Genomic DNA, 6306 nt, shown 5'->3' on the forward strand with positions numbered 1-6306 from the left:
ATTAATCTATTGACTTATAAAGTACAAATTCACCTTTTACTAAAGCTTTAAATATAGGTAAATCATGTTGGTATTTTCGCTGGACTGATTTAAAAATCGATTTAGCTTCTTTGTTTAACGCTTCAATAGCCTCTTTCCGTAATTGCGTAGCTTCTTTGCGATTAACATCTAATAAAATTTGCTGGATAATTTGCTGAGCATTCGACGTAAACTTTTGTATTGCTTGGTTTTTAATTCCTTTAATAAAGTTAGAGTCATAGCCAACATGATTTTTACTAAATAAAAAATTAAATGCCGCTGATAATTTTTCTTTTTGAGTTAAGCCAGCGTCGATGACAAGCGATATTCTGGTGTTATTTTTAGTTAATGATGATGGCATTGAATACAAATCATAAATACGCCCAGCGATCGAACCTTGATCGGCAATATTTCCACCTACCAGCAAACTCAAACTCGAATCTACTTTCAATTTATTTTGGAATTGGTTGATAATAAATGCGGGTTTTACCGTTGTTTTATCAGCGTCTTTGCCAACGACATATGACGTTAACTCTTGCCATGACTGCCAATGTTGGTCTCGTGCACAAACAGCATATATACCATCTTCTTTAACACTTCTTGGCGTATAGGGGTGTAACCACCAACCTGCGCCATTATCGCGGCCTTTTTTAGTTGAACCATAAGCTCCACTATATTTGACTCGCTGAAAAGTAGTCACACTCTGTTCGGAGTTATTGCCACAAATATCGCATTTACATGATATTTCATTTACCGGAAAGTCAATATGATAAGCCAGTGCGAACAATCCACGTTCTAAGCCTATTTTTGGTGCTGAATAAATCTCGGATTTTGGTGGAAACGCCCACATCACACGATTTTCAGCATCATCATCTAATTGTGCTTGTTCTTTAAAGTAATCCACACAAATAGTATTTAATAAAAGTGTCGACTTTAAGTTTTTACCAGAAATAAGTGTACTTATAGAGCCACCGCCACGAATACCCGTTGCACCAGTTGGACCAAAACACTCACCTTTAATATTCATGTGTAAATTGTAATTTAAGACATGAGTACAGTCAGGGCAGCAAACACTAATTTCACTCGATTCTGAAAACAATCCTAAGGCATTTGCTGAACTTCCACATTCAATACCTGAGACAAGTTTAGTAATTGGCCCATCTGCAATTTTAGCTGTACTAGGAAAAACTGAACGCATAAATCGATCACCTTCGTACCACTGGCTGTCGACTTTTTCGAGCAGTGCGTCGTATTGTTTAGGGCTTAAGCCATTTGCTAAATAAACATTCAATTCTGAAATTGTCGGTTTTAACACTACAGTTGAAAGTGATGACAACATTTGTAACATCGCTAACTGCGTTTCATCAAAAAAATACTGTAACTGATAATCTTCATTTGACGTAAGAATGTCTTTTAATGACGCTTTTCCAAAATTTGTCGAAATAAAAGGATCTTTAAGTAAGTTCATTTAACGCCTCCTGTTCCGATTTGATCATTTCACCACTAACATAAACCATTCGCATAGCGTACTTTCTAGGTACAAGCGTTAATTTATCCCTTACTTGTATACGAGCTACTTGATTTTCACCTTCAACATCACTAAAAACTTGACCTTTATTCGCCAATTTTTTTAATGCGATTGCTGGGTTGCTTTCATCCAGTACGCGATCAAATAACGGTCTCGTTAACGGGCAACATTTCCGTCCCTGAAACAAGGTGAATTTGGGCGTTTTAACGGCTGCTTCTAATTTGCGAATTAGTTCAGATTCAGCGCTAATAGCAAAGGTATGCTCACTGTCGCACCAATATTCTCGATAAGTAGGTTTAGTACCTTTTTGAATTTTACCGTCTGGGCTACGAAAGTTTTGCACTGTGTGGTAGTCCATCATTTTTTCACCAGCCAGGTTTACTTGCACTGCCGTAGTAATTTGTTCTGACAATTCGTAAAGTGCTTGATGTTCTTGTCGAGTAATCCCTAATGCAGCAGCCAATAATCCCACAATGGCTGAACGTGTTGGAAAATGATTTGCGCGCCGATGTACATCGAAGGTTTGCAAACCGTAAGCCGACAACCCTTCGGTTTTAAGAATTAACGTTTTCATAAACAACTCCCATGTTGTTAAACCAATTAAAACGTTAACTCACTAACTTTATTGACAAAGGTTATTTTGTCACTCACAGCTGTTTGAGTTAAATCAAATGCTTTGGCTTGTGATTGTAATTCATAACCATCCACTAGCTTTTCATAATGGGATACAAGGCTTTTTATTGATTCTTCCATAACCTTACCAGTATTTGGTATTGGATTTCTAAATGCGTTTACCAATGATATTGGTTGCGTCGACTTTTCCGCCATGACAAATTCAGCAAAGTTATAGGCAGCAAAAGTTTTTTGCTTAGCGGAAGGTGTGACTTGTGCAAAACATTTCACTACACCTAATACTATTCCCGTAGTTTCAGAAATCGATTTATTAATACTATTAGCTAATAAATCTATATCTATTGATGCATAACGATAAAATACGCCAGAGCTAAATTCATTGGTACCTATATGACCTGAGCCTTGTTCAGCTAAATCGTCACAAGCAGTAAACCAGTCAACTTCAATATCTGCACTATGTGTTGTTAAGCTATGTGCTACGCTCATCGATGCTTCTGTGTTTCGATTATAACAACTTGTATCCATGCGTCCTGACAAAGCAACATCTAAAACAGGAATAACTGAATTAATTAATTCATGAAAAGCAACTAACGACTTTTTAAACTTAGTTTTATCTGATTTTTTAGGTTTTTCTGGTAAACCAGCAAGTATTTCATTAAATACTTCTGGAAATGAGTTTTTAGCAACTAGCATCAACTCCCGAATTTCACCAGTTGAAAATGGCTGAACTGTTTTAAAAACTCGTTTAACCTCTCCTGTTTTAACTTTTACTTTTGTCCCGTCTTCGTTTATTTCATCAACTTCAATTTCTTCTGTTTTTATATTGGATTCAAGCCCTTCTGTTTTAGGGTTCATAGATAGTGCTTCAACCACAGATTTTATATCCTCTGGATAAAAGTCACTTATTTTGGTAGCTAACTTTTCTATTAACTCATCAACTAATCGGGTACGAACAGATACCTCTTCAACATTTTCTTTGTATAAATCACTTTGACGAATTGCTCTTTTTAAACACTGGCTTGATATGCGGCTTCTGGTTGTGCCACCAAAGACTGCGGTTTTTTGTAAACCTGAATCATCGCGGTTCATCATTGATGATGGGTGTGAAATTAACGCATGGATATTAATAAAAGTTGTCATTTGAAGTACCTTTTATAAATAAATAAATATGATGTTATTAATCTTGATCTGCTAAGATAAATTCTTTTAAAAGTTGACGACGTGAGTTTTCTCCCCAAAATTGTGCTAACTTTCCTAAGCTTTCTAATTGTACTTGTTTACAGCGTACTAATTGACGTTTTAAGTACTCAATTGCATTGTCACCACTACGGGTTATTTGAATAATTTGTGACTCTTTTACACCTGCTTTTAATAAGGCTGTAGCTACAGATTGCGCATCATCTTCTTGTGAAATATCAATTGCTGTCATCAGAAATAAAATACGCTGGGTTTGCGTATTATCTTGAGTTCCTGAAAACTTCAGAACTCTAAAATAAGCAGGACAATTAGCTAGTTTACTTAAGCTGCATCTTTTCAGTTCAGCCTGTTCACCTCTGCTTAAACTGTTATAAGCATCATAAATACGTTGATACATAAACTCTTCCTCAAGTTAACTTGATTTAGCTAAAGATAATAAACCAGCACCGGCATGTTTCTGACGGCCAACCCCCATAATCAGCGCCTGATAAATTTGCTCTGCATTGGTTATTTGTAAAATTCCTTCAAAACAAACAAAGCGGCTATTAAAACTTTTTTTGTTTTTCACTAAAAAACTATCAAGCGCCGTCACGGTGACATTTGCCCCAGAGAGCTTTCGATGCAGCCAAGCAACTTGTTCGTTCTCATCTTTTATTTCAATCACTTTCTTACCTTGGCTAATACATTTGGTCGGGTAAGCAACTAATTTAAATTTATAGAACTCTTCATTTTCCAGCGTTGGATTAAATGGTTTACTTTGTAAGACAGTAGATTTTTCACTACTGACCGGCTCGGTTGCAGATTGTAGTAACACCGATACTTCACTCGTTGCCATTATATTTTCTACTCGAAATAAATGATCTCGCCGACGCTCAGGCGTACCGGGAAACAAACTCCAAATAGCCTGATGCTGTTCATAGCTGTCGGTCGCTTTTAATGCCACCATGGATATGTACATATCTTCCCCCTAGAATAATTAATTTTATTGTTCATTTTTTTGGGGTAAAACTACCCCTAATTCACTGTAATTAATGTCGTGATTAACAATCGCTTTTAGGCAATATAAATCAGGATCTTGTTTACCTTTTGCATGTTTCTTAGCAATGGCTACGGTACTTAACTCTCTATCTTGTTGCTCTTGATAATCACCACCATGCCATAACTCACCTTTGTCATTAAGCAACACTACAGTTGCGCTCATTTCTCCTTCTCGGGTTAATAATGCACAACGTGGATCAACATCACTTAATGGTTTTGAATCGAGTACACTATACATTTTGGCAGTATAAGTAGAGCCATCTTGTTCTTGCTGATAGTTTTCATATAAAGACAATAATTCTTCTGGCTCTTCTTTATATGCTTGCTCATTGTGGACATACTCAATGGCTTCACGATAACAATCAGGAAAAATAAGCTCTGGGTTGTTATTTAAGTACTGTTCTGTTCGATATAAAACACGGATATTACGGTAAACAAATCCACTATCTTGATAGTGTTTTTTCCAGCTAGTAACAGATTGGTTTGGTAATAAGGTTATAAAAGTAGGCTGTTTGATACGTTTACTTCGCGGGCTTAACGCAGTATTTAAACGCTCATGTCGCCATAATCTGCCCATACGCTGCATTAGAAATTCGATTGGGGCTATTTGACTCACCAAAAGATCAAAATCTAAATCAAGTGATTGCTCTACCACTTGTGTAGCTATGAGGATTCGGCCTTTACGGGAAGCATGTTTACCATAAGTATCTAAAACTTGCTTTTCTATTCTCGCTCTATCTGAAAAGGTATACCGGGCGTGAAATAAATCCACTTCTAGTGATTCTTCTTCAGTATTAATTTGTGATTTAATTTGTTGATATAAGTCTTGTGCGTCATGCACCGTATTACAAATAATACCAATAACCGCACCATTTCTTGCGTGTTCAATTAAGCTTTTTTGTTGCTCAGTAGTGGGTAACAAGTCATTAGATAACCAGTTTTCTAACTGTATTATTTTCTTCTCTGTCGGTTGCTTTATAGCAAACTCTTGCGTTACGCCATTAATATCAACATGGGTGATCAATGGATATGCATCGCTCTTCACTTTACCTGAGTATGGTTTTACTAATTTATTTTTTAATGTACTAGGCAGGGTCGCTGACAGTAATATCACACTAGAATAGGCTTGATGCTGCCCTTGTAGCACTCGTTCTATTAATGCGTACATATAAGCATCAAAACTATGAATTTCATCTAAAACAAGAACAGATTTTCTAGTACCAAATGAACGGATAAATTGGTGTTTAATACCCAATACACCCATTAAGATTTGATCAACGGTTGCAACTGACAAAGAACCTAAAAAAGCTCTTTTGCTTGATTGGTGTAAAAAGCCATTTTCATCTGGCAACAAATATTTAGATTTACTATGCGCCAGTGTAAGTGTGCTATCTGGAAATAGCTTACTGGCAGCTTCACCTATCCGCTCAAACAAACCATTAGCGGTTGCTTGAGTGGGTAAACCAAAAACAATCCCATCTGCTAAATTTTTCTCTATCAACATAGATGCATAAGCTAATGCAAATTCTGTTTTTCCTGAGCCGGTATCAGATTCAACAATAGTTAAACCGATTTCTAATGGCATATTATTCAATAACGTTTGAATACCGCGAGGTTGGTATGGTGAGAATAAATAATCAAAACCGGCGCCATTTAATTTACTCAATACCCCTGCTTCAATTAACGCTTGCTTAGCTCGGGGCAATGTTCGTTGGTAGTATTCATATAAATCTTCAATTTTAGTGTTAAAGCTAGTGATTGAAGAACCGATCCAATCTGCAACACTACATAAACCTGCCAATATTGGAATGTCACCGACATCAGGAATAGAGACTGTAACTAATTTTGTGTAACTGCTTATCAACACGTACTCTATTGAGAGTTAAGGATAG

6 protein-coding genes are annotated in these 6306 nt (G+C 36.5%); all 6 read right to left on the minus strand.

Annotated features, from left to right (window positions below; all coding sequences use genetic code 11):
- Position 1: 1 nt before the first annotated feature.
- The 6 genes from IEY42_RS11910 to cas3 are packed head-to-tail and all read right to left on the minus strand — an operon-like array spanning position 2 to position 6278.
- Entirely contained in the window at positions 2-1486 is a 1485-nt protein-coding gene (locus tag IEY42_RS11910) for a type I-E CRISPR-associated protein Cse1/CasA (RefSeq protein ID WP_188925438.1), read from the minus strand.
- Complete coding sequence (gene cas5e / locus IEY42_RS11915; RefSeq protein ID WP_188925439.1) at positions 1473-2120, minus strand: type I-E CRISPR-associated protein Cas5/CasD; 648 nt, start codon at positions 2118-2120, stop codon at positions 1473-1475. Before cas5e ends, IEY42_RS11910 begins: the two co-directional genes overlap by 14 nt.
- A 26-nt stretch (positions 2121-2146) precedes the next feature.
- Positions 2147-3319, minus strand: a complete 1173-nt coding sequence (cas7e, locus tag IEY42_RS11920; protein WP_188925440.1) for a type I-E CRISPR-associated protein Cas7/Cse4/CasC — start codon at positions 3317-3319, stop codon at positions 2147-2149.
- Between the two features lie 37 nt (positions 3320-3356).
- Positions 3357-3773 carry a type I-E CRISPR-associated protein Cse2/CasB gene (locus IEY42_RS11925; protein ID WP_188925441.1) on the minus strand — a complete coding sequence of 139 codons (417 nt, stop codon included), beginning with the start codon at positions 3771-3773 and terminating at the stop codon, positions 3357-3359.
- Positions 3774-3788: 15 nt separating this feature from the next.
- Entirely contained in the window at positions 3789-4334 is a 546-nt protein-coding gene (gene cas6e, locus IEY42_RS11930) for a type I-E CRISPR-associated protein Cas6/Cse3/CasE (protein WP_188925442.1), read from the minus strand.
- Positions 4335-4358: 24 nt separating this feature from the next.
- Entirely contained in the window at positions 4359-6278 is a 1920-nt protein-coding gene (gene cas3, locus IEY42_RS11935; RefSeq protein WP_229780037.1) for a CRISPR-associated helicase/endonuclease Cas3, read from the minus strand.
- Positions 6279-6306: the final 28 nt, after the last annotated feature.

The sequence above is a fragment of the Shewanella algicola genome, assembly GCF_014648035.1.
In the GTDB taxonomy this organism is placed as follows: domain Bacteria; phylum Pseudomonadota; class Gammaproteobacteria; order Enterobacterales; family Shewanellaceae; genus Shewanella; species Shewanella algicola.